Raw genomic sequence first — 23413 nt, 5'->3', positions numbered from 1 at the left:
GGTTCGTCAGCGCCTCAGGCGCCGACAGCCTTTCCGCGCTCGACCTGGTCCGCGCCCGCCGCATAGCGGCTTTCGCGGAAGGGCAGGCCGAGATGGTCGCGCAGCGTCTCGCCCTTCAGGACCGGATCGAAATAGCCGCGTTCCGTGAGGATCGGCAGAACGTATCTGGAGAAGTCGTCGAAGCCCTCGGCGATGACAGGGAAACCGAGGATGAAGCCGTCGGCGGCGCCATGATCCACCCAACGGATGATCTCGTCGGCGATGTGTTCCGCCGTGCCGATGAAGGCGGTGCGCGGCGTTGCGGAATCAAGCGCGACCTGGCGGAGCGTCAGGTCCTTCTCCCGCGCCGTCTTCTTGATGCGGTCGGTGGTGGCGCGGAAATTGTTCCTGCCGATATCGCCGAGCTCGGGGAACGGCGCGTCGAGCGGATAGACGCTGAAATCATGATGATCGAAGAAGCGGCCGAGATAGAGTAGCGCCTCCTCTGTCGTGACGAGGTTGCGGATCGCCTGGTACTTGGCGTCCGCCTCTTCCTGCGTCGCTCCGACGATCGGTCCGATTCCCGGATAGATTCCGACTTCCGCGGCACTGCGGCCCTGGGCAATTACGCTGTCCTTGAGCTGGCGATAGAAGGCCTGCGCCTCCTCGAACGGCCCGCCATTGGTGAAGACCGCGTCGGCATGCTTGCCGGCAAGCCTGATGCCCGAGTCCGAGGCGCCCGCCTGAAAAACGACGGGCTGGCCCTGCTTGGAACGGCCGATATTGAGCGGCCCCTCGACGCGGAAGAAACGGCCCTTGTGGTTGAGGCGATGCATCTTCGTCTTGTCGACAAAGACGCCGGTCTCACGGTTGCGGACGAAGGCGTCGTCGTCCCAGGAATCCCACAGGCCCTTGATCGCATCGATATAGTCCTCGGCGATCTCGTAGCGCAGTTCGTGTTCGGGATGTTCGCGGCTGTAATTGCGCCCGGAACCCTCTAGCGGCGAGGTCACCGCATTCCACCCTGCCCGGCCGCCGCTGATGAGATCGATCGAGGCGAACTGGCGGGCGATGGTGAAGGGATCACTGTAGGAGGTCGAGACCGTGCCGACGAGGCCGATTTTCGAGGTCGACGCGGCGAGCGCCGAGAGAATGGCGATCGGCTCGAAGCGGTTGAGGAAATGCGGAATGGACTGTTCGTTGATGTAGAGCCCGTCGGCAACGAAGGCGAACGCGATGCCGGCCGCCTCCGCTTTGCGCGCCGTCTTGACGAAGAAGTCGAAATTGACGCTGGCATCGGCCGGTCCGCTTAGATGCTTCCAGGCATTCATGTGACCGCCGGGACCCTGCAGCATGATGCCGAACGTGACGTGTCTTTGAGCCATGGGATCAATCCTTTTTTGGAAACGGTCAGGCGACGAGGGAAAGCCGCTCTTTGGCGAGCAGCTCGATGGAGGCCAGGCGCTCGGCGGCCGAAAGCGCCGGCGTGTCGAGCACGAACTCCTTGACCCCGTAGCGGCGGTGAAGTTCGTCCAGCTCCTTGCGGATCTGCTCCGCCGTGCCATGCAGCACGCTCGGCACCTTTTCCTCGATGCGGTAATCGGTGACGCCGGCCTGGCGGGCAAATTCGGCCGCCTGCTCCTCGCTGCCGACATTAACGGTCTGGCCGTTCGGCAGGAACACCTTGACGATGCGCAGCTTGCCGACGCGCTCGCGGGCATAGTCCTCGCTTTCGGCGGCGAAGGCTGCGAGCGCCAGGATCGGGCGCTTGCCGCCGGATGCCCGCTCATAGGCCTCGAAGGTTCTGCGCAAATTGTCAGGATCGCCGTTCAGGTGACCGGCGAAAACGAGTTCCCAACCCTTCTCGGCAGCGAGCTCGGCGCTTTCGACGCTGGCGCCGAGCAGGAAACGTTCGGGAGCAGCCGGCGGGAAAGGCGTTGCCTGCGCCCCCTCGTAATTCGGGTCGGCAGCGAGATATGTGTTGAGATCGGAAAGTTGGCTTGCGAAATCGGGCTTCCTGGCCGGATCGACGGCAAGCTGCAGGGCGCGCGTCGAGAGCGGAAAGCCGCCCGGCGCCTTGCCGACACCGAGATCGACGCGACCGGGCGCAAGCGATGCCAGAAGATTGAAGGTCTCGGCAACCTTATACGCACTGTAGTGCTGCAGCATGACGCCGCCGGAGCCGATGCGGATCCTCGAGGTCCTGGCGAGAAGATAGGCGATCAGTGCCTCCGGCGCGGAGCTCGCCAGATTGGACATGTTATGATGCTCAGCGACCCAGAAACGGTGATAACCGAGTTCCTCGGCCCGGGCGGCAATCTTGACCGTCGCCCGAAGCGCGTCCGCCGCGGTGAGACCATGTTCGATCGGGCTTTTGTCGAGAAGACTGAGGAGATAGGTCATGACGCCACGATCCGATCCTTGGTTGCAAAGTTTAGTCTATAAAATCAGTAGACAAACTTCATTATAAGAAATGGCATTCTCTTTCGAACGCGATGAGTGAAAAAAAGCGGCCGCACCTAAGATGGAAAATCGCCTGCCGTGGCTTTGTCTCACTGGCAGCGTAAGGCTTCTTTCCATCGCCACTTGATGGTCTATATTCTGGTCGAAACGGAGTAACCGCATGAAGCTGTCAGAACAGGTCAAGCCGATCAGCCACCTCAAGGCGCATGCGCCCGAGATAATGTCAAAGCTGAAGGATAACCTGCATCCGGTCATCATTACGCTTCACGGAGAGGCGAAAGCCATTCTTCAGGACGTCGGCCAATACGAAGAAACACCGGAGACGCTGGCGCTCCTGAAGGTGCTGGCGCTCACCAGCCGGCATGTCGAGGAGGGCAAACTGCGCCCCGCTGCGGAATCCTTCGCGCGCATCCGAAATCGTCTGGCTGACAGCCAACCCTGATGCCATCTCGTGTTCATTTCGCCGAGGACGCGGAACGCGAGATCGAGGATCGCTATCGCTTCATCGCCAGCGCGACGGCGCCGAGACGTCAGGGCACTTCCTGACGGAAATCGAGAGCGCATGCGCCGGCGGAAATATTCCGAAGGAGTTGGCGGGGATCGGAATTTCCGAATATCGGGAACTACACCATAAGCCGTAGCGCATGATCTATCGCATTATGGGCACCGATGTCGTCGGCTACTGCGTCGTAGACGGACGGCGCGACATGCAAAGCTTTCTCGAGCGAAGGCTCATCCGCTGACGTCCGGCATATCGTACTTCAGCGCTTTGGATATCCAAGCTGCTTTACTTGCAGCTGAATCCAGCCCTCATAAGGCTTCCAGCGCCATTCCCCTTCCACAGGCTGGGTCAGCGGCAATAGGAAGCGCCCGAGATCAGCGACCACCGTGCCCAAGGCGGGTGGTGCGGCCGCCATCCGTTCGCGACCAAGGAACGCCCGCCATTGCCGATCCCAGGCCTCAGCATAGGCTTCGCTGAGACCCGTTGGCCTCTCCATCGGAATACCCGTCCCTCGTCTCGCAAAGGTCTGGCGCACCGCCTCAGCGAGGGTGGACCGCTCCAGCTCGAACGTCTCGGCAATCAGCCAGAGATCATAGAAATCCTTCAGGCGGCTATTTGCCATGCCGAGCGTTACCAGCGCCTCGAATTTCTCGGCGACCACGGTCGCGACCGGATAGGCTCGCAGGCGCGGCACCGGCGCATCGAGTAGCGACGGATATTCTATGTCGACCGGTCCAGGCGTGACGGCGTCACCGAAACCTATGTCCACCTGAATGGGAATGCGCGCGCCTCCGATGGTGGCAGTGGTACGAACACGAACGCCGCCATATTCGACTTCCTCACGGATCGGCGCGGCTTCGAGTGCATCCACGTCGAAGACCACGCCATCAGCGTCGACCGGCTGCGTGCAAATGGCATGGAAAGTTTCGGCGATGGCCTTCGGGCTGTTTTCGCCGTAGCCCAGCAGATCGAGGTCCCGCGTCGGCCGAAACGGGTCGGCGACCCAGGTTACGAACAGCATCGCGCCCTTCAGGATAAAGCGGTCGCGATGCTCCGATAGGCTCAGCCGGTACAGGAGTCTTTCGAGCGCGTAGCGCGTCAGTAGGATCTGAAAGTCCGTACGCTCTGCGCGAGACCGATCCAGCAGCCGGGCGCGCACCGATGCCCCTACGTTTTTCTTGAGCTCACGCGCCATCGGCCACCGTCGCTTCGACATAGGGTCGCATGATCGACCAGATCCTGGCCTCTTTCGCATATGTCCAGAGGTCGTCGCTTGTGGTCTTGCGCCGGCGGAGCCCCTCGCGCAGCCCCTCCATCGCAACGTCGAGGCCGACCTTCGCCCGATAGCGGAAGCAATCGACGATCGAACGCGCCGGATTTGTGATCGGCACCTCGACGCCCTCGATGCGATGCCGTTCGACGCCCTCGGTGAGAGCGGACCCTTTGAAGCGTACGAACTTGATAGGCGGATAGTCGATCTTGGGGCGCCAGGCAGTGCGGTCGATCGCCATCCACACAGCCGAGGGCATCTGCAGCGTCAGTTCGTGGTATTGGAGGGCCGAGGTCAAGCAGACCACGCCCCTTGGAACCAGAACAGCCGCTTCAGCGAGTGCATGGGCCGCCTCAGCCTGAGTGTCTGGGAGTTGATACAGGCCTCGTGCCGGGCGGACTATTGCCTCCTCCCGAACGAGACGGGCGAGCGTCTCCGGTCCAATGCCTTCGGCAATGAAATCCTTCAGCCGGAGCATCCCCCGCGCTTTCAGGAGGTCGAGCGCTCGAAGTCTCTGGGCGGTGGTGAATGTCATCGCCTGTGACGATTCCTCTATTCATCGAATATATAGCAGAGGTTTTATCACAAAGCCGCTTGCTCGAAAATCCCCCATTTCGACAAAGCGGCAGGGCCCCCTTTTCGCCCGCCTGCTATACGGCGATCAGGATCAACGGCTTTCAGAGGCTAGGCTCGGCACGTCCTGATCGTCATCGCCGCCGTGAATGGCGTGGAGATTTCATGCCGCTCAACAAGCTCAAGAAGTCGGACCGGAACGCCCGGAGAACCTCGTAGAGCGAGGCTTCTGTGGAGGCGAAAGCGGCGAGCATTCACGCAAAGGGTTGTTCTGCAAAATCTGGTGCTGGGGCTATTTCGTCACCGTCGGCGAAGGAAGGAGGCTGGCCCAGCTGTGCGCGTCAAGCGCAAGCAGATCAAGAAGACCGAGCCGATCCGCTGCATCATCGACACGCAGAACGATCCGGCCGAAAACAAAAAAGACCAAAGGTCGGAGATGGAACTCTACATCCCCAATCCCAAACTCTTCGTGCGCGAAAGCGACCGCTTCAACTCCATCTGCTGGGTGAGCTCCGCGCGATGGCTACGGTCGGCAAGGCGAGCAACCTGGCGGATCCGCTCGGCGTCACCAGCCTGATCCGGCCCCACTCGCTTCAGCTGATCCGCGAGATCTGAGGGATCGGCGCGACCGAAGCGCGTTTCGATCGCGCTGACGATGTCCTTTGCCTCGGCAAGCGCTCGGCGGCCCTCCGGTGTCGCCGCCAGTCGTTCGACGAACTTTGCCTTGTCGCTATAGGCGAGATCGTCGAGCTGGCGCAGCAGCGCCTCGCTCCGGCGGCTCGGGCCCAGAATCTCGACCACGTCCTGCTTTTCCCGCTTCCAGCGCTCCGAGCCGCATTCAGCCGAAAGGCGACGCTGCCAGGTGTTGGCGGATTGGCGAACATGCGAGGCCAGTGCATCGATCCGGGAAAGCGCGTGTTTGCGTTCGGCGTTGTCTCCGAACAGGCCGGTCTTGCCGGCGAGCGCACCGATCGTTTCGGGCGAAGCGCTGAGTTGACTGGCGAGCGCGACCGGATCTGCATTCTCATCCAGGATGCGGCCGCGCAACACGTCCATTGCCGCTGGCGCGTCGTTGAACACCTGCGGCGCAAGCTGCTTTGCCGCGGCCCAATCTCGGTCGAATGCCGGCATCGCCTTTGACCGTCCAACCGCTTCCACGCTCATCGCATAGGTCTTCACGGCCGCAACGAGCACGCGGCGTTCATCGTCATTGCGGTCTTGGTGCGGAGAGCCGCCATCGGCGATGCTGCGCACTGCGAGCGGTGTCGGCGGCCGCGGCTCCTGCAGTGGCTTGGGAACCGCCGTGTCCGGAATGTGCTGTATCCCTTTGCTGATTCCCTGAGATGCGACCTCACTCTCGCCCTGCCCCCGGCGATCCTCCATGCCGCGCCGATTGGCAAAGTCATGCGTATAGTCGAGCGTCGTCTCCTTCACGCCTGAGCGGCTCAGCGTCTCCGTCAGGGCGCGCACCGTCTTGAACGCATCGAGCCCGGCATAGAGCTGCACCTCCTCGCGATGACGGGTCATCGCGACGTAGGTCAGATGCCGGTCCATCGTCGTCGACGCCAGAACAAAACTCCGGTCGACGGTAGCGCCTTGCGTCTTGTGGATCGTCGTTGCGTAGCCGTGGTCAAAGGATTGGTAACGATTGACCGGTACGGTCACCTGGCGTTGCCCATCTTGCGTCTGCGCCTTGCCGTCAAGCCGAACCTGTATTGCATCCGGCGCGACGGCGATCACCTCGCCCAGCATGCCATTCTTGACGCCGAGGTCGCGATCGTTCTCCAGGAAGACGATGCGATCGCCGCGCGCGAACGCCCGTCTCCCATTGTTGGTCTGGTAGGTGTGTTCCTCACCCTTATCGCCAGGCGGGTTGGTGCCCTTTGCCAGCTCACCGCGATCCTGCAACCGAGCACGAATGCCGGCATTGATGGCGCGCACGTCGTCGCGTCGATGGGCCATCGCAATGCGCGTGTCGTTGGGATTGGCCGATCGGTCAGCAACGTAATCGGCAATGATCGCCTTCAGCGTTTCCGCGCGATCCGTCTTCAGATGAACGCTTCCCCGTGCCTCGTAGGCCGACAGTCCGGCTGCGGTCCGATGCGAGGCGAAGTCGATCGAGGCCCGCTTTTGCCAATCGGCTTTTTGCCGGCGCACTTCCGAAAGCTGCGCATGGCCGACGGCTTCCGCGATCGCCCGGAACGGCGCGCCCGCTCCGATCGCCTGAAGCTGTTCATGATCGCCGACCAGGACGAGCTTGGCGCCGGCCCGTTTGACCTCGTCGACGAAGCGGGCGAGCTGACGACTGCCGACCATGCCGCCCTCATCGATGACGAAGACGTCCCGAGCATTGAGCCGACCGCGATCAGCTTGCCAGCTATATTCCCACGATGCCAAGGTGCGGCTCGTTATCCCGGACGATTGCTCCAGGCCTTCCGCGGCCTTGCCGGCCAATGCCGCGCCATGAACACGATAACCTTGCGCTTCCCAGGCGTGCCGCGCAGCCGCCAGCATCGTGCTCTTGCCGGCACCGGCAAAGCCGATCACGACAGCGATCTGACCGGGACCCGTGACATGCTCGATCGCATGGCGCTGTTCAGCCGACAGCCCCTGCCCCGGTGAAGGATTTCCCGCCTTGATCGATCTGTCCTGTTCGGCAATCGCGGCATCGACATTGCGCTTCGCCACACCGTGGTTTTGGCGCGCCTTCATCGCCATGACATTGCTGGCGATCACGCCCTCGATCGCCACCATCTCGACCGTCGAATAGCGTGCCTCGCCATCGCGCCCCCGAAGGCCCGTGCTTTCGGGCCTCAACTCGACGAGAGCCTTCGACGCCATGACCGCGGCAAAAGCATTCTGGAAGGTCTGCGGATCGTCGTTGATGTATCGATGCAGAGCCCTGGCAATGTCATAGCGGGTGAAGACGCTCTTCTCGTTGGTAATCAGCTTCAGGATCTCATCCGGGCGCCGCCGGATGGTCTCGGCATTTCGCTCGGCCGATTGCGGTGAGATGCGCACGCGCGAGACTGCCCCACCCTGCCGATTGATCTCAGTCGCATGCACACCGACATGTTCGGTCGGCTCGATCGTGATCCCGGCTTCCAGATGCGAACGGTTGTCGATACGGATATCGAGGCCGGCCCTCTCAAGGTGAGTGTTGGCAAGATGCTCCCAGGCCTGTCTGAGATCCTTCAGCTGCAGTTGCGATGGCGGCAGGTGATTGGCGAGAAGCCATCTGTTCTCCCGCTCGAGCAACGTCTTGTCGCCAAGACCGGCTTCCGTCACCTGGCGCGTCGTCATCATCAGATGCGCGTGGCTGTTTCTGATATCGCTTGCCTCGCCTGGCCGATGGATCGCGAAGTCGACGGCAGCGCCATAGCGATTGGCGAGATCGGCGGCAAAGGCCCGCGTCAGCACCAGGCGTTGATCCGGCGTCAGTTCGTGCGGCAGCGCGACTTCGAATTCCCGGGCAATCCGGGCGTCACTTCGCTTCTCGGCACGCTCGGCGGCATTCCACAAGGCGGATCGCTTCATCGCCCAATAGGCAGAAGAGCGAGCCGGCAAGACGATCTCGGCATGCTCGACACCTTGCCTGTTGCTAAAATCATGGGTCAGCCCATCGCGCTCATTGGTCAGTCTCACGGCGGCGCGATAGGCGGCGGACGCCACGGCGCTGCGGCCACCGCTGCGGGCGATCGGCTTCATGCTGAGATGATAGATCGCCATCGCATGTCCCCTATGTTAGCGGGCCGCCGGCCCGCGCTTTGAGTTGCCCCGCAACTCGTAAGTGCGCCCTTGTGCCTTCGTCGCTTCGCTCCTTCGGGCACTGGTGGGAGCATGCGGCAATCTCCCCATGACCTCGTAAGCCGTTCAGCCGGTTGCTTCCACGCGCAGATTTGCGGGTTTCGAAAGGCCGCTCTTCGAGACAACCTCGATCCAGGCACGCCGGCGGCTCTGATCATCCGTTCATCGCCGCGGCCAATGGCTGAACAGGAACAAGGGAGAAGATCATCATGGCGCGCAAAACCATCGGCGAACGGCTCGCCCAGCTCGAGGCCCAGCGCAAGACATTGCAGATCCGTCTCAGCAAGCAGGAACGCGCCATCGATACGCGCCGCAAGGTGCTGATCGGCGCACTGGTGCTGCATCGGCTGGAAAATGATCGCGATGTGCAGATCGGCGGAGGACTGGCAGCCTGGCTCAGATCGGAACTGCCAAAATTCCTCACCCGCGATGGCGATCGGGACCTGTTCGACGATCTGCTCGAACCACGCCCGCACGACCCGTCTCTCGGCAATGTCGGCAGCGGGAGTGCGGTATTATGATCCATGCCAACCAGATCAAAACTGCCTTCGCAAACATGATGCGCATGGCGGCCCGCGATCCGCTCTGGGCGATCGTCGCCCTGATCACGTTTCCACTTCGTTATGCCAGGTCGTTCCTGAAGGGTGCGGTCGGCTATGTCATCGTCATCGTTACCGTCTACTTCGGGATCGACTACCTCAGACGCGTGATCCTTGGCAGCAGCAGAGGTGACCTCGTCTGGCATATCGGCGACTGGGTATTCATGCTTTTTGCCGTCGTGCTGCTTATCCGGTTTTTGTCCGAGCCGCTGATCACGCATTTCGCGACAGCGAGCGACGCCGACACGCATGGGTCGGCGCGCTTTGCCGGCCGAAGAGAGATTGCGCCTCTGACAAAGGCAGAAGGCGGATTGCTGATCGGCCGTGCGAACAACTCCGGCCGGCTTCTTCGCTATAGCGGACCGGCTCATCTTCTGACCATGGCGCCGACGCGCAGCGGCAAGGGTGTCGGCACCATCATCCCCAACCTTCTGACCGCCGACCGCTCGATCATCTGCATCGATCCGAAAGGCGAGAACGCGAAGATCGCCGGTGATGCCCGAGAGACGTTCGGGCCGGTTCATATCCTCGATCCGTTCGGCATCACCGGCAGACCTTCGGCTGCCTTCAATCCGATGGACGGCGTTGATCCAGACAGCGTCGACGTCGCCGAGGATGCAACGACACTTTCCGATGCACTGGTGTTCGACGAACCCGGTGTTTCGGGGGACGCCCATTGGAACGAGGAAGCCAAAGCGCTGATCGCTGGATTGCTGCTGCATGTGATCGCCAGCCAGCCAGACGACAAGCGCACGCTGACCACGCTCAGGCATCTGCTGACGATGGCGCCGGCGGCATTCCAGAATCTGCTTCATGAGATGCAGGGGAATGATGCGATCGGCGGACTGATCGCGCGGGCCGCCAACCGTCATCTTGGCAAGTCGGACCGTGAGGCAAGCGGCGTATTGTCGGCAGCCCAGCGACATACGCATTTCCTCGACAGTCCGCGCATGACTGGGGTGTTGTCACGATCCGATTTTCGGTTCGGTGACCTCAAGGCAGACAAGGCGACCGTGTTCCTGGTCTTACCGCCGGACAGGCTTGCCGCCTACTCGCGTTGGCTGCGTCTGCTGGTGGCCCAGAGCCTGACCGAGATGGCGCGAACCGCACCCTCGCCGCATCCATCCACGCCGCCGGTTCTCTATCTGCTCGACGAGTTTGCCGCCCTTGGTCATCTGGCGCCGATCGAACGCGCCATGGGATTGATGGCAGGTTACGGTGTGCAACTCTGGCCGATCGTCCAGGACATTCATCAGCTGCGCGCCACCTATGGCCAGCGTGCCGGCACGTTTCTGTCCAACGCCGGCGTGCTGCAAGTGTTCGGGGTCAATGATCACGACAGCGCCCGTCTGGTCTCCGATCTGCTTGGCCAGGAGACCGTGGTGTTCAACACGGCGGCCCGTGCACTCGATTCGGAAAAGAGCGGCCTCTCCTTTGCCGAGCAGCATGTCGGCCGGCCGCTGCTGACGCCCGACGAAGTCCGCAACATGCATGCCAAGACCGAGCTGCTGTTCATCGCCGGTCAGCGGCCGATCGCGGCCACCAAGCTGCGCTATTATGCCGATCCGGAATTCGTCGGATTGTTTGCCAACCAGGCGAGATGAGCCAGGAGAGATAAGGCAGGAGCGATGAGCCAGGCGGTTCACATCACCCCGATGAATCGATCGGGCCTCATCGATTCACAAATGTCGTTGGACGCCGCCGCCTGGTCTTTGCGATTCTGCCGGCATGACAGTCCAGCCCTATCGTCTCTACATCGAACGTATCGATCCATCGAAGAACATGGCGCGCTTTTATGCGCTGTCGATCGAGCCGAACCTCTTCGGCGAGACATCGCTGGTGCGCAGCTGGGGACGCATCGGCAGTCGCGGGCAGCAGAAGATCCATGTCTTCGATAGCGAGGCAAAAGCCGTCGATCTCCTGCTCACGCTTTTGCGCAGGAAGCGCTCGCGAGGCTACCTTCCGCTGCAGTGATCGGCATCCGCGTCTCTCATGCCTGAGTGAAGGAAGAGACGGCCGAGTGAAGGAAAGACGGCTTACGCCGCCGCCTCCTCGTCGAGTTCCGGCTGCAAGGAATGCAGGTAGTCGACGGCGCGCTGCGCATGTGCTGCCGCCGAGAAGATGGCGCGCTTGTCGTTACCCAGAACCTTCAGCCAGCTATCGAGATAGCCTGCGTGGTCAGGGCGTGGTTCGAGCTCGGGGACGATGCCGAGATCGGCGCAGAGAAACGCGCTGCCGAGTTCGGCAATCAGCTCTTCGCGGGCGCGGTCGCTCCGGTCTTTTGCGTAGCGGCTGAGATCGCGATCAAGCCGTCGCGGTGCCCCGGTCCAGTGCGTCATCTCGTGACTGAGGATGGCCACATAAGAGGCATCGTCCCGGAAGGCATCCAGGCAGGGCATCTGGATGTAATCACGCTGAGCGGCATAATAGGCAGCCGATCCTCCGTGCCGGATCAGCGCGCCGGTATTGGCGAAGAAGCGGCCGGCATCGCCGATGCGGCTCATCGGATCCTCACCAGGTGCGACGTCGTCAAAGCGGCCGTTAAGACCGGCGATCTGATCGGTGTTGAACACCGTGTAGGCTTTGAGGAATGGAATATCCTGTTCGATCTCGGTGCCCGTCTCGGTCGTCTCGGTGCGGATGAACGAACTGGCAAAGACCACGGTTGTGCCGGTTTCGCCCTTGCGAACGGCGCCGCCGAGTTCGATTGACTGGCGAAACGTCATCCAGCGTGATGAGGCAAAGCCGCGGGCGATGGCTTGCGACCACAGCAGCAGGAAGTTGATCCCGGAATAGGGTTGGCCGTTGTGGCGCAGTGGCCGGCTGACCTCGGCTGTCGCATGTCCCGTCGTCCAGGGTTTGGTCCATGGCCGCACGCCGCCTTCGAGATCGGCGATGATCGTGTTGGTGATGCGGCTGTAGATATCGGATCGTTGATTGGATTGTTGCCTGCTCATGTTGGAACCTCCGTTTCGAGGTCGCGGCCATCGCGACCTGCTACGGCGGTCCGAAAGCCGGGCGGCAAGCGGCGCCTGCACCCGCAGGGCCGAAACGCAGTGGAGGACGGCAAAGCCGTTGCCGGCGGCGCGAGCCTGGCAGGACCAAAAGCCGGGGCAGGACGCGATGGCCGAAGTCTAGGTGGGGGATTAGACGCAGGCAGACATGGCAAATCTGCGAGGCGGCGTCACATCGCCCGCGTCACAGCTGAACCGCAGCGCAGATCGCTTACCTCACCGGCCGTGCCAATGACCTCGCGATATCGACGATGTCGTCGCGCGAGGCGGTTGGATCCTCTTTATTCCAGGCGACACCGAGCCCGATCCGGAAGTCGATGCCTCTCACCGCCTTCAGTTCGAAGGCCCGGTTCGGCAGGCCCTCGGTCCATTCCGGCGCAAAGCCGATGCCAAGGCCGGCCGAGACCAGCGACACCAGCGAATAGGTGTCGTCGCAGCTATAGGCGATGTTGCGGGTCAGATCGTATTCCTCGAACTTCTCGTTGAAGTACCGCTCGGTGTAGGAGAGGTTCTTGCGATTGAAGGCGATGATCTTTTCCGAGCGCAGGTCGTCGATAGCAATCTCCGCCTGCTCCGCCAGTGGGTTGCTCCTCGCCACCGCCAGAAGATAACGCTCATGGGCGATCGAGGAGAAGCGCAGCGAGCCGATGTTTTCCACCGGCCTGATGAAGCCGAGATTGATCTGGCCGTTCTCCAGGCCGCGGATGATGTCGCCGGTATTGCCGCTTGATATATGGATGCGGATATCCGGGTACTTGCGGGCGATCTTCGCCAGAAACGCCGGCAGCACGCCGGTGGTGGCCGGATAGACGGTGCCGATCCTGATCTGCCGGATGGTTTTGCCGGCCGCCGCCCTGGTGATCTCGGCCGACAGATCCACCTCGCTGAGGATCCCGACGCAGCGCTCGTGGAAGATCTCTCCTGCCCTTGTGAGTTCCACCCGCCTGGTCGAGCGGATGAACAGCGGGCAGCCGAGTTCGCGCTCCAGCGCCTGTACGTGGTTGGAGAGCGCCGGCTGGGCGATGCGGACCTTGGCCGCTGCCCGGCCGAAATGCAGTTCCTCGGCCACCGCGACGAAGTAGGAGAGCTGGCGTAATTCCATCGACACGACCTATCAAATTTGGAAACTACACGATGTAGTTATAACACTACATAACGTTCGTGGCCAGATCGTTATCAATGGGGAACAAATCGTTCCCATGGATATTCTGTCAAAGCGGCTTCGCGAAAGAGCTGAACAGCTAGGCATTTCGAACGCTGAGGCCGCTAGGCGAGTTGGCCTGGATGAGCGCCGATATGCTCACTACGTGGCGGGCCGAAGAGAACCCGACCTAGCAACGCTGCTACGGATAACGTCGTCACTGGGAACAACACCGAATTGGCTACTAGGCGTTACAGAACCCGCTGACGCCGTTGCTGAAATGTCCGATCTTTTGGAGCGATTCGCGAATGCCGCAAACGGTATGACGCTCGAAGAACTACAGCTATGCATCATACAGGCGGAAGCGATCGTAGCAGCAAAAAAACGGCGTTAATATTTCGGACTCGGAGGTGCTCTTGGTCGTCCCCGAAACCAATGCTGGTCGCCTTGAAGGGATTGGAACCGACGACATCCCACGCAGATCAGCTAAGTGCTTGGTAAGTCGAGTTTCGCGGCGTAACGTTGATTTATGGAACTAGGTTGTTCCCCCGACAATGCGGTATGCATGGCGGTTTGCCTGGTAGGAAGTGCGGGCGATCACGATTCTTGTTCAATCAACAGAAACAAAACGAAGCCGACGGTGACGCCGCTGTGAAGTGACGCGGAACGTCGACATCTGCCCGACCTGTGGTGGCGCATCGTTCCTGAAGGCGGCCGACAGGGTGGTCCAGGTGTTGGAGCACGTGCCGGCGTCGGTTAAGATTGTCCGCCATGTCGAAAAGCGCATGATCTGCAGGGATGGCGATACGACGGTAGCTGGCGAGATGCCTACCCTGCCGATCGAGCGCGGCAAACCCGGGCCGGGACTGCTCGCCCATATCATGATCGCTAAATTCGACGATCACATTCCCCTCTATCGCCTATCCGAGATGTACGAGCGGTTAGGGATAGACATCTCGCGATCCGTAATGGCTGACTGGGTCGGTCGCGCATCCAGTCTGCTAGCTCCTCTCGTCTCGGCTACTAGGGCCCATAGTGCCTCCCTCCATTCTAACGAAAATAATGCACCATCAAATGCCGGGACTAAACACCCAGAGCTTTTTCGATCCGCCAACCGGAATCGCCAACTCGGAAATCCGCGCAAACCTTTCAGCGGGCTGGATAATGCGTCACAAATTAGACGCTGCCTGAGTTCTTTGCCAACAGCAGAAAAAACAAAACGTTAAGGTGGCGCGATAGGCCAAAATATATCAAAAAAAATATCAATGTTATGTGTTGATATATCGCGGAGCGCCGTCTAGATCTGGTCAACAAGCGGCACGGGGGTCTACCCCGGTCAGCGACGGGAGGCTTAGGTGAACCGACGTGACAACATGCACCCAGACAAAATCAGATCCGACAGGCCAGAGATGAAGATCGCCCTCTTAGATGGAGAACGTGACAGCTTCCTCTTGCCCCATTCCGTTGAACTCAGCGGCGAGAGAGTGCGATAGCGGCCAGCTGCGGCCGCGGCTGTTATAAAGGTCCCGAATCTCGCCTGGGTTAAAACGCGTGCCGATATGGTGAGGCCAATTAATTCGGGCTTGAATCGGAACGCCGCCCGATATCAATGAATAAGCTCCTGTAGGGTCCCCGAAGGACATCGACAGAGGAAAACCATCAAATGCGGTGTTGCAAGAACGCGCCCCCACAGCGTGGGGCTGACACAAACTTTTCTACTGAACCAGAACCTGCAAAGGCCGATATTGCCTACGATGCTATTCGACGAATTCTCCACAATAACGGCCGTGTGCCGGGGCAACATCTCAGGGAACAGGATCTGGCGTCTAATCTTGATCTTGGTCGAACACCAATTCGCGAAGCACTTCAGCGACTAGCAGCTGAAGGGAAGATCCAATACATCCCTCAGAAGGGCTTTTTCACCAGGCCGATGTTGGAGGGTACTCTGTTAGATTTTTATGTTGTTGGAAGTGAGACGCTAATCTCGGCGTTGAATCGAAAGCGGCCGCAGATCCCAGAGAGCTGGGCCGTGGCAGATAAATTGTCCCCCGACGAACTCGCCCTAACGGCAGAAGCGATATTTACTAGAATCGCCGAAGAAGCATCGAATTGCGAGGCATGTAAAATCGTTCAACGATTCTGTTTTTGCACTCACCCTCTACGAATGGAAATAACTGCGTCGGAACTTAGGCCCGCATTTGTCGAAAGCCTCGAGAAATTAATTGCCGCAATGTCTGAACTAGGCGCCGCGACAAACTTGGTGGAGTCCGCGTTGATGAACCACCTTGACCTAGAACGCGATGCCGTCCCAAGGGTCGTACAAGAGGTGAACGAACGTGGGTTAACAGGGCTTCCTGGGCACGCGAAAAGCTTGTGATATCGCCGTAATCTGAAGCACTCGGCTCGAGCATTTAAAGCCTATGTCGGAATAAATGCCCGCATCATTGCGTTACTAATAGGATCGACACTATTGGGCTAGTCGGATTCTTCCGGTTCCCCGAACTCCGCGATAGATAATAAAATGATTGGCACGCGCTGGATGTTTAGACCTGGCATTAGATAGAGCGAATCTGGTGAAGCGCTCGGGTTATGAAGCCCATGCTTTGCAAATGAACTCGTAGTGTGTGGAGGCCTTGAGAGGCTTGAGTCTGCGGCGAACAGGTACCCCATTGACATGGTAGTTAATGGCAGGAACAGCGCGGCGAACTTCAACATGTGGCCCGGTGATCCAACGGTTAACATGCCTCCCGCAGCAGGTCGACGCTATCGACGAGGACGACCTTGCCTCTGACTTCGACCCCCGACGGGGCGAGCGCCGCAAACGCGCGGGAAAGGGCTTCCGGCGCCAGTCCCAGTTTGCCGGCCAGGATTCGCTTTCGGTAAGGAAGGCGGAACGTAACCCGCGAGGTGGCCGCCGAGGCGGGGCAGCGGCTCATAAGGTAGTTTGCCACCCGTTGCGCGGCTGTGAGCAAGCGGTCTCCGGCAATACAATCCATCGCGCCCAGCAGGTGCCTGCCCATGATGCGCATGACGTTCCTGTGTACGACCGGATGTTGGTCGGCGAACGCCTGCAACTCCGCAAGCGCAAACAGCGCGACCTCGGCCCCGTCGGCGGACCGCGCGCTATAAGCGTAGGAGCCGCCCCCCGCGAGTAGATATTCTCCAAAGGTGTCGCCCGGCTCGCACACGCAGATATCCGCTTCGCGCCCGGCGGATTCCGATTTTGAAAGTCGCACAAACCCGTTCATGACGCAGTAGACGAACGATTCCTGCTGGCCCTCGGCTACGATCTTCTCGTCAGCGGCGAAGGTTCGAAACTCAGCCGTTCCGGTGAATTGCTCCACAGTCGCCTGATCCAAGCCAGCAAACAGGTCAGACTGCAGAAGCATAGAATTTTTCGCAAGCATCCATCTTCCTTTCGTGTTTGGACCCACTGCGGTCAGGGTTCTCGTTGATCGGTTTCGTCCTCGGCGAGGATCCGCCAGGCGGCGCCTTGAAGGTCGTCATACTGGCCGCTCTTTAGCGACCAAAGGAATGCCAGGAGCCCTATTCCTCCCATCAACAGCGCGATCGGTATGAGATAGATCAACATGTTCATGCGGCTTTGACCTCCTCACTCCTGCCGATCCGCCCTCGAATGTGCATATCCCGACGCTTGCCGAAGGCGTTCAGGCGCAGGGCGTTCGTCACGACGATGATCGAGGATGTCGACATTGCCACCGCCGCTATCAGCGGCGTCGCCAATCCGGCGATGGCGATCGGCACTGCCAGAACGTTGTAACCGATGGCGAGAGCGAAGTTCTGCCGGATGAGGCTGGCGGATCGTCGCGCAACGGCGATCGCTTCCGGAACAGCGTCAAGGCGATCGTTGAAGAAAACCAGGTCGGCCGCCTGTCTTCCGATATCGGAGGCTGTGGCCGGCGCCATCGAGACATGCGCGGCTGCAAGTGCCGGGGCGTCGTTGATCCCGTCGCCAACCATGAGCACGCGACGACCTTCGCCATTCAGCCTCTGGCATTCCTCGACCTTCTGTTTCGGCGTCAGAGAGCCCAAAGCCCTGTCGATACCCAGGGCATGCGCCGTATTGTCGACGACGGTCTGCCTGTCTCCGGACACGATCAGCGTTTCAAGGCCGGCTGCATCGAGCCGGTCGATTGCCTCGCAAGCACCCGGACGAAGCGTGTCATCGAAGAAGAAGCGAGCAAGATCGACACCATTCTTCGACAGGACCACTTCCGAGAACGGACTGTCGGCGGTGCGGGGCACGATGCTGGTTCCGCAGGCAAACGCCAAGTTGCCCAATCGATAGACATCTGCTCCGTTCCTGGCTTCCAGTCCCCCGCCGGGGATTTCCGTGACGATGTCGAAGGACATGAGGTCGGTTTCGGTGTCCCGTACCAGGGCCCGAGAAAGGGGATGCCGTGAATGCGCTGCCAATCCACGGGCGATCGCGGTGGCGCTCTCGTCCATGGCATCCACTCTGACAAGGCGCGAACTGCCGATCGTCAAGGTGCCCGTCTTGTCAAAGGCCACGGTGTCGGTTTCGGCCAGTCTTTCGAGTGCTGAGCCGTCCTTCACCATGATGCCCTTCCGGAAAAGTTCGCCCGTGGCGACGACCTGGACCACAGGTACGGCAAGACCCAATGCGCATGGGCAGGTAATGATCAGCACCGCAACGGCGACCAGCATGGCCTGTTTCCAGTCTCCGCCCAGGAGGCCCCAGGCAAGGAAGGAGACCAGCGCCAGCAGATGCACGACCGGAGAATAGAGCGTCGCAGCGCGATCGGCGATCCTTCGATAGCGAGCTCTTCCGCCCTCGGCGGCTTCCATGAGGCCGATGATCTCCGAGAGAAGCGAATCCTTGGCAATTCTTGTCGCCCGCAGCACGAGGGAGCCGGTCAGATTCATCGCCCCGGAACTCACTTCGCTGTCGCTGGCGACGGCGACGGGGCTGCTCTCGCCGGTGACGATGGAGAGGTCCAGGTCGCTCTCTCCGCTGACGATTATGCCATCGACGGGAACCCGTTCGCCTGCGGCTATCGAGATTTCATCCCCCGCCGCGATCTCATCTACCGCAATGTAGCGTCGCGACCCGTCCGGATTGATCAGCAATGATCCGCGCGGCGCCAGTCTTGCGAGTCCGTTGATCGCCGCCCGAGCCTTTTCGCGCATGACATGATCGAGGGTTCTGCCGATCAGCAGGAAGAAGAGCAGCGAGACCGAAGCGTCGAACCACGCATGCTCGCCGTGATGGACGGTCTCCCACAATGAAACGGCATAGGAGAGCGTCACGGCGAGCGAAATCGGAACGTCCATGTTGGTGCGCCGGTGCCGCAGCGCATTCCAGGCCGATTTGAAGAAGAAGCGCCCCGCATAGACCAGCGCGGGCGCTGCTATCATCGCCGAGATCCAATGAAACATGTCGCGCGTCGCAGCATCTGCACCCGACCAGACCGATATCGAGAGCAACATGATGTTGGCAGCGGCAAAACCGGACACGCCGATCGCGAGGAGAAGTTGATTTCTGGTCTTGTCGTTCTCGGGAGCTGAGGGCGTGAAGAGATGCGCGCGATATCCGGCCGAGTTGATCGCTGCCAGGATCTTGGACGGATCGGTTGCGCGTGTCTCTATCTCCTCCTGGTAGACGCAGCTCACCCTTCGAGCCGTGAGATTGACTCGCGCTGTCTTGACGAAGGAAAGCGCCAACAACGCCCTTTCGATGGTCGAAATGCAGCCACCGCAGTGGGCGTCGGGGACGCTCAGGTCCAGCTGGCGCAATCCTTCGCCGAGCGGCTGGCTCGCAAGGCGAACCTCTTCGGCACTGAATGATGTCGTGCTGAGGGCAAGCACGCTTTCTGCGTCCATGGTACAGCAGCTCACTGGCCTAACTCCGCGGTATCGATGCGTTTTGCCTCATGCATGACGACCACGCCGCCGTTTCGCGAGATGGCCTCGACGATCCAGTCACCGTCGGCTAGATCATGCTCCGCTTCGAACCGCCCCGCGGCTGTCTTCCTGAGCGTAAGGAGGAAGTCCTCGTGGTCTCCGACCGGACGTTTGAAATTCAGAATGACGTCGTCGACGATCGCAGGCGATCCGCTCTTGTCGTGAATATCGTAGCGGATCTCGTGCCCCTTTATGGAGAGGTTGCCCTCGATGCCGGAAGCGGCCATTGCCTTCATCGCCGCCGCTTTGCGGTTGAACTCCTGACTGGCGACATAGGTGTTTTCCACGACCAGACCGCTCCAGCTGGAAGAGGCATAGAAGGCCATGGTGACGTTCACCGCGATCACCACGCCAAAGAATGCCGAGGTCGAAAGCAGCATGTGCAAGCCTGTAAAACCTTGAGCGGAGGTCTTCATTTGATGTCTCCCGGTGCATTGAACGCCGCGCGGTAGGTTGCCCGGTCGGCATGCTCGGTATCTTCGATAACGAACAGAAATTCATTGATCGCGGCTCCGGTAGGCTTGCGCGTAACGAAGACCTTCAGCGTCGTGGCGGCGTCGGGTTCGGCATGGACTGTAAAGCTGCGAGCGTCTTCCTTGCCGAACTCGGGAATGCGCATCGTCGCCCCCTCCAGCCCGACCAGGCTTATGTTCACATCCCTAGGCGTCGGCACCATGTTCAGGATACGAAGCGTGTAGCCATTCCGCAGCGAGCCGTCGCTTTCCAGAACATATTGGGGGTTTCGGTCGTGAACGACGTTGAGTTCAAGGCGCTCCCGAAAGGTGAGATGGACGAGCATGGCCACGCCGACCGACGCCCAGGCGACTGCGTAAAACACGGTTCTCGGACGAAAGATGATCCGCCAGTTGAAATGCCGGATCGCCGGAATGAAGGTCCCATCCTCGTTTCGAACTCTGGAGGGTTGGACGGCCGTTCGTCCTTCGTCGGTGGCAAGCGACATGTTGCTTGAGTATTCGCTCAGCGTGGCGTAGGCGATCAGGCCGCGAGGCTTTCCGAGCTTATCCATGACACCGTCGCAGGCGTCAATGCAGAGAGCGCATGTGATGCACTCCATCTGCTGTCCGTCGCGAATGTCGATTCCCATCGGACACACCGCCACGCAGGCATTGCAATCCACGCAATCCCCGACCGATAGGCCATTGACTAAAGCCTTCTTGGCGTGACGCGACCGCTGCTCGCCCCGCCAGTCATTGTAGGTGACGACGAGAGAATTTTCGTCGAGCATCGCACCCTGGATGCGTGGCCACGGGCACATATAGGTGCACACCTGCTCTCGCATGAGACCGCCGAGCACATAGGTCGTCGCAGTAAGGATGGCGACGGTGGTGTAGGCGGCTGCAGGAGCGTGGCCGGTGAACAGCGAAACAAGCAGACTCGGCGCGTCGGCAAAATAAAAGATCCACGCTCCGCCTGTGACGATGCCGATCAGCAGCCAGATCGAGTGTTTGACGACACGCTTCCTCAGCTTGGCAAAGCTCATAGGGCTAGCGTCAAGCTTCATTCGCGCGTTTCGATCGCCTTCTATCGCACGTTCGACGACGAGAAAAAGATCAACCCAGACCGTCTGCGGACAAGTGTAGCCGCACCATGCGCGGCCAACCGCGGAAGTGACGAGAAACAGCCCGAACCCCGCCATGACGAGCAGGCCCGCTACATAATAAAATTCCTGAGGCCAGATTTCGATGAAGAAAAAGAAGAAGCGCCGTGAGGAAAGGTCGATGAGGATTGCCTGGTCAGGCGCGTAAGGACCGCGATCCCAGCTAATCCATGGCGCGAGATAGTAGATGCCGAGCGTAACCAGCATGACGATCCACTTGATCCGACGGAATCGTCCCTCTGCACGCTTGGGAAAGACCTTCCTCCGAGGTGCGTAGAGAGGTTGCCGGTTGCGACGGGCATTGACCGGCTCGACATTGAGCCGCTCGATGTTATCGGGATATGGTGCAGTGTAGAGGTTCATGGGACCTGTCCGATTTCATCCGCCCTTGTCCCATCTGCCGCGCATCCGTTCCTTGATGCAGATCAAGAGACAAGGCCTTCCCGCGAAAGGAAAAGGCCACGCCCTGGAGAGAGGGCGTGGCCTAGAGGAGCTGTGGGAGAACAACCACCACTGGGAAGTCCTCGACAAGTCTAAAGCTAACGGCTTGTCTGCTCGTGGTCTTTGAGGCAGGTCAAACTGACGATCGAACTGCCGATCTTTGCCGGGTCGTCTTGATCGGAAGGCGGCGGCGTGGCCTTGGCGCGCGCCGACACGCGCGATCGTATGGTGGCGCGCGGCGTGCCATAGAGATCGAGGATCGGGTTGTGGCCGTGAACTGCCATGGCTTTTCTCCTCACGTCCCGCCGCCAAGCGAATGCACGAAAATGGTAAGTTCCTTGACCGTCGTATCGCCGAGACGCCCTGCCCAGGCAGGCATGACGCCATGCTTGGGAGCGGCCACCTGACGGATGATCGCATCCTCGCCGCGTGCCTTCAGCCAGATCGCATCGGCGAGATCCGGCGCGCCCATTTCGGCTTTTCCTTTGGCGTCGTCACCGTGACATGCGGCACAGTTATCGACGAAGACCTGTTTTCCGGCCTCTGCGAGACCGGGGTCCGACGGTGTATTGGTCAGTCCCCAGACGTAAGCCGCGACCTGCCTTGTTTGGAGGGGATCCAGAACTTCGGCAAACGGCGGCATCTCGGACGCATGAGTGTCCGTATCCCCGTCGAAACGAATCCCATGCGCGATCGTCGCCTGGATGGCATCCAGGTCTCCGCCCCACAGCCAGTCGTCGTCGTTGAGGTTCGGAAATCCCGGGCCGCCGCTTGCTCCCGAGCCATGGCATGTCGCGCAGTTCACCTTGAATGCAGATGCGCCGCCGGCGATCGCAAATTCGCGAAGGGCAGAATCGGAATCGATCTCGTGTACCGTCTTGGCGGCGATCAGATCATGAAGCGTCGTCTGCGATGCCTTGGCCTGATCCAGGTTCTGCTGCAGCTCGGCGCGGCTGGAAAAGCCCAGCATGCCCTTCGTGGCGTCGGTGATCATCGGGATCGCGGGATATGCGATTGCATAGCCCAACGCCCAGACAATTGTGGCGTAGAAGGTCCATACCCACCAGCGGGGCATCGGATTGTTGAGTTCGCGGATGCCGTCCCATTCATGTCCGGTCGTTTCGACGCCGCTAAATTCGTCGATATGTTTTTCCGACATCTCAATCTTCCTTCAGGGGAATATCAGCGGCCTCTTTCGCCGTCTGCTTGCTGCCTGGGCGAAGGGTGAACACAACGACGCCGACGAAGAATGCCGCCATTGCCAGGAGGCCCCAGCTGTCGGCGAAGTGTCTCATTGCAGTGTAGGTTTCCATGGATCACCTCATCGGTAGCCGGTCGCATCGTCGTAGGTCGAGAAATCGACCAACGTTCCGAGCATCTGCAGATAGGACACCAAGGCATCCATTTCGGTCAGCGCAGCAGGATCGCCGTCGAAATCGCCGGTCTTCGCCTTCGGATAGCGGGCGAGCAGCGCCGTCGTATCTGCGTTCGGATCGGCTTGGGCCTTCATGTCGGCCTCTGCGTTCGCCAGCATGTCGTCGTTATAAGGCACGCCCACATCCTCGTTGGCCTTCAGGTCCATTCCCACGTCCTTGACCGTCACCCTCTGTTCTTTGAGGAAGGCGTAACTCGGCATGATCGACTCCGGCACGACTGCCCGTGGATCCGCGAGATGCTGGACATGCCATTCGTTGGAGTAGCGTGCGCCGACACGGGCCAGATCCGGCCCGGTTCGCTTGGATCCCCACTGGAAAGGATGATCGTACATGGACTCGGCCGCGAGCGAGTAATGGCCGTAACGTTCGACCTCGTCGCGGAACGGCCTGATCATCTGGCTGTGGCAGAGATAGCAGCCTTCGCGGATGTATATGTTTCGTCCGGCCAGCTCGAGCGGCGTATACGGCCGCATGCCTTCCACTTTTTCAATCGTGTTCTGCAAGTAGAACAGCGGTGCGATTTCGACGATGCCGCCGATGCTCACGACGAGCAGCGAGCCAACGAGAAGAAGCGTCGCGTTCTTCTCGAGGATCTGATGTTTATCTAGTATCGATGCCATGTCT

Annotated in this window: 22 protein-coding genes and 2 pseudogenes; 8 read left to right on the top strand and 16 right to left on the bottom strand. The window is 60.3% G+C overall.

Features of this window, described 5'->3' with window-relative positions:
• Window positions 1-14 precede the first annotated feature (14 nt).
• Both RL_RS28515 and RL_RS28510 read right to left on the bottom strand, forming a co-directional pair.
• Entirely contained in the window at window positions 15-1364 is a 1350-nt protein-coding gene (locus RL_RS28515) for an LLM class flavin-dependent oxidoreductase (RefSeq protein WP_011654258.1), read from the bottom strand.
• Between the two features lie 25 nt (window positions 1365-1389).
• Entirely contained in the window at window positions 1390-2382 is a 993-nt protein-coding gene (locus RL_RS28510; protein WP_011654257.1) for an LLM class flavin-dependent oxidoreductase, read from the bottom strand.
• 220 nt (window positions 2383-2602) lie between these two features.
• On the opposite strand from RL_RS28510, the gene RL_RS28505 reads away from it, so the two are divergent.
• Together RL_RS28505 and RL_RS28500 are read left to right on the top strand one after the other, a co-directional pair.
• The gene (locus tag RL_RS28505; protein ID WP_011654256.1) at window positions 2603-2884 is read left to right on the top strand and encodes a type II toxin-antitoxin system Phd/YefM family antitoxin; all 282 of its coding nucleotides are present in this window, start codon (window positions 2603-2605) and stop codon (window positions 2882-2884) included.
• Window positions 2884-3185 (top strand): annotated as a pseudogene (locus RL_RS28500) (type II toxin-antitoxin system RelE/ParE family toxin). Before RL_RS28505 ends, RL_RS28500 begins: the two are co-directional and overlap by 1 nt.
• 18 nt (window positions 3186-3203) lie before the next feature.
• On the opposite strand, the gene RL_RS28495 reads toward RL_RS28500, so the two are convergent.
• From RL_RS28495 to traA, 3 genes are all read right to left on the bottom strand, one after another.
• Window positions 3204-4139, bottom strand: a complete 936-nt coding sequence (locus RL_RS28495) for a nucleotidyl transferase AbiEii/AbiGii toxin family protein (protein WP_028743217.1) — start codon at window positions 4137-4139, stop codon at window positions 3204-3206.
• Window positions 4129-4749 (bottom strand): type IV toxin-antitoxin system AbiEi family antitoxin domain-containing protein, encoded by a 621-nt coding sequence (locus RL_RS28490; RefSeq protein WP_011654254.1) that lies wholly within the window; start codon window positions 4747-4749, stop codon window positions 4129-4131. The genes RL_RS28495 and RL_RS28490 overlap by 11 nt, the downstream gene beginning before the upstream one ends.
• 482 nt (window positions 4750-5231) lie before the next feature.
• Window positions 5232-8516, bottom strand: coding sequence for a Ti-type conjugative transfer relaxase TraA (traA, locus tag RL_RS28485; RefSeq protein WP_011654253.1), 3285 nt, complete (start codon window positions 8514-8516; stop codon window positions 5232-5234).
• Between the two features lie 287 nt (window positions 8517-8803).
• On the opposite strand from traA, the gene RL_RS28480 reads away from it, so the two are divergent.
• From RL_RS28480 to RL_RS28470, 3 genes are all read left to right on the top strand, one after another.
• On the top strand, window positions 8804-9115 hold the full coding sequence (locus RL_RS28480; RefSeq protein WP_011654252.1) for a hypothetical protein: 312 nt from the start codon (window positions 8804-8806) through the stop codon (window positions 9113-9115).
• Window positions 9112-10797: a type IV secretory system conjugative DNA transfer family protein gene (locus RL_RS28475; RefSeq protein WP_011654251.1), complete on the top strand. Its 1686-nt coding sequence runs from the start codon at window positions 9112-9114 to the stop codon at window positions 10795-10797. Before RL_RS28480 ends, RL_RS28475 begins: the two co-directional genes overlap by 4 nt.
• A 124-nt stretch (window positions 10798-10921) precedes the next feature.
• On the top strand, window positions 10922-11167 hold the full coding sequence (locus RL_RS28470; protein WP_011654250.1) for a WGR domain-containing protein: 246 nt from the start codon (window positions 10922-10924) through the stop codon (window positions 11165-11167).
• Window positions 11168-11229: 62 nt separating this feature from the next.
• Here the strand turns inward: RL_RS28470 and RL_RS28465 are convergent, their stop codons facing one another.
• A complete protein-coding gene (locus tag RL_RS28465; RefSeq protein ID WP_011654249.1) occupies window positions 11230-12150 on the bottom strand; it encodes an ArdC family protein in 921 nt (306 codons plus the stop codon).
• A 268-nt stretch (window positions 12151-12418) separates the two neighbouring features.
• Window positions 12419-13309 (bottom strand): LysR family transcriptional regulator, encoded by an 891-nt coding sequence (locus RL_RS28460; RefSeq protein WP_011654248.1) that lies wholly within the window; start codon window positions 13307-13309, stop codon window positions 12419-12421.
• A 97-nt stretch (window positions 13310-13406) separates the two neighbouring features.
• Here RL_RS28460 and RL_RS38460 point away from each other — a divergent pair, with 97 nt between their 5' ends.
• The 3 genes and pseudogenes from RL_RS38460 to RL_RS28450 all read left to right on the top strand — a co-directional run bounded on the left by RL_RS38460 (window position 13407) and on the right by RL_RS28450 (window position 15725).
• Window positions 13407-13742, top strand: coding sequence for a helix-turn-helix domain-containing protein (locus tag RL_RS38460; protein ID WP_028744357.1), 336 nt, complete (start codon window positions 13407-13409; stop codon window positions 13740-13742).
• Between the two features lie 283 nt (window positions 13743-14025).
• Window positions 14026-14394 (top strand): annotated as a pseudogene (locus tag RL_RS38455) (transposase); the annotation flags it as partial.
• 617 nt (window positions 14395-15011) lie between these two features.
• On the top strand, window positions 15012-15725 hold the full coding sequence (locus tag RL_RS28450; protein ID WP_003549684.1) for a GntR family transcriptional regulator: 714 nt from the start codon (window positions 15012-15014) through the stop codon (window positions 15723-15725).
• Window positions 15726-16083: 358 nt separating this feature from the next.
• Here the strand turns inward: RL_RS28450 and RL_RS28445 are convergent, their stop codons facing one another.
• From RL_RS28445 to ccoO, 9 genes are all read right to left on the bottom strand, one after another.
• A complete protein-coding gene (locus RL_RS28445; RefSeq protein WP_011654245.1) occupies window positions 16084-16755 on the bottom strand; it encodes a Crp/Fnr family transcriptional regulator in 672 nt (223 codons plus the stop codon).
• 32 nt (window positions 16756-16787) lie between these two features.
• Window positions 16788-16946 (bottom strand): cbb3-type cytochrome oxidase assembly protein CcoS, encoded by a 159-nt coding sequence (ccoS, locus tag RL_RS28440; RefSeq protein ID WP_003549679.1) that lies wholly within the window; start codon window positions 16944-16946, stop codon window positions 16788-16790.
• On the bottom strand, window positions 16943-19228 hold the full coding sequence (locus tag RL_RS28435) for a cation-translocating P-type ATPase (RefSeq protein ID WP_011654244.1): 2286 nt from the start codon (window positions 19226-19228) through the stop codon (window positions 16943-16945). The genes ccoS and RL_RS28435 overlap by 4 nt, the downstream gene beginning before the upstream one ends.
• Entirely contained in the window at window positions 19225-19710 is a 486-nt protein-coding gene (locus tag RL_RS28430) for a FixH family protein (protein WP_011654243.1), read from the bottom strand. The genes RL_RS28435 and RL_RS28430 overlap by 4 nt, the downstream gene beginning before the upstream one ends.
• A complete protein-coding gene (gene ccoG / locus RL_RS28425; RefSeq protein ID WP_011654242.1) occupies window positions 19707-21275 on the bottom strand; it encodes a cytochrome c oxidase accessory protein CcoG in 1569 nt (522 codons plus the stop codon). Before ccoG ends, RL_RS28430 begins: the two co-directional genes overlap by 4 nt.
• A gap of 176 nt (window positions 21276-21451) precedes the next feature.
• Window positions 21452-21637 carry a hypothetical protein gene (locus tag RL_RS28420; protein WP_041936821.1) on the bottom strand — a complete coding sequence of 62 codons (186 nt, stop codon included), beginning with the start codon at window positions 21635-21637 and terminating at the stop codon, window positions 21452-21454.
• 11 nt (window positions 21638-21648) lie between these two features.
• Entirely contained in the window at window positions 21649-22512 is an 864-nt protein-coding gene (gene ccoP, locus RL_RS28415; RefSeq protein WP_011654241.1) for a cytochrome-c oxidase, cbb3-type subunit III, read from the bottom strand.
• Between the two features lies 1 nt (window position 22513).
• Window positions 22514-22666 (bottom strand): CcoQ/FixQ family Cbb3-type cytochrome c oxidase assembly chaperone, encoded by a 153-nt coding sequence (locus RL_RS28410; RefSeq protein WP_003549664.1) that lies wholly within the window; start codon window positions 22664-22666, stop codon window positions 22514-22516.
• Between the two features lie 8 nt (window positions 22667-22674).
• On the bottom strand, window positions 22675-23409 hold the full coding sequence (gene ccoO / locus RL_RS28405; RefSeq protein ID WP_003549661.1) for a cytochrome-c oxidase, cbb3-type subunit II: 735 nt from the start codon (window positions 23407-23409) through the stop codon (window positions 22675-22677).
• Window positions 23410-23413 lie beyond the last annotated feature (4 nt).

The organism is Rhizobium johnstonii 3841, assembly GCF_000009265.1.
Classification (GTDB): domain Bacteria; phylum Pseudomonadota; class Alphaproteobacteria; order Rhizobiales; family Rhizobiaceae; genus Rhizobium; species Rhizobium acaciae.
Note: the sequence above shows the minus strand (reverse complement) of the source record. Positions and strands in the feature narration are given on the sequence as shown.